General features: G+C 70.0%; 1 protein-coding gene. It reads left to right on the top strand.

Annotated features, from left to right (window positions below; translation table 11 throughout):
• Positions 1-507: glutamate--tRNA ligase family protein (locus HMPREF1316_RS04550; protein ID WP_021725759.1), on the top strand; the 507-nt coding region annotated here is incomplete at both ends.

Here is a 507-nt window from a genome sequence, read left to right as displayed (position 1 = left end):
GGGTCCGTCCGCCCGCCGTACGCCTGCGCGTGCCGGATGAGGATGACCCCACCGGCACCATAGCCCTTGACGACCTCTGCTATGGGCCGCATGAGGAGACGCTCGCGCACGACTGCGGGGACTTCCTCGTCGAGCGTAGCGACGGTGTGATTGCCTACCAGCTTGCCGTGGTGGTCGATGACGGGCTCATGGGCGTGACGCAGGTCGTGCGTGGCAACGACCTTCTGGGGTCAAGCGCCCGCCAGGCCCATCTGGCGCGACTACTGGGCTTCGCTCCGCCCGCATATGGCCATGTTCCCCTGCTCATGGGCGCGGACGGGCGGCGGCTCTCCAAGCGCGACCATGACCTCGACCTGGGTGCCCTGCGCGCAGCGGGCGTCTCGCCGCGGCGCGTCGTGGGGCGCCTGGCCGCGCTGGTGGGACTTGCCGAGCCGGACGAGGAGGTCGACCCCGAGAAGCTGGTGGGACGCTTCTCATGGGAGACGCTGCGTGCTCACCGCACCAACG

Origin of the sequence: Olsenella profusa F0195, assembly GCF_000468755.1 — a bacterium.
Taxonomy (GTDB): domain Bacteria; phylum Actinomycetota; class Coriobacteriia; order Coriobacteriales; family Atopobiaceae; genus Olsenella_F; species Olsenella_F profusa.
This window is presented reverse-complemented; position numbering and strand designations above follow the sequence as displayed.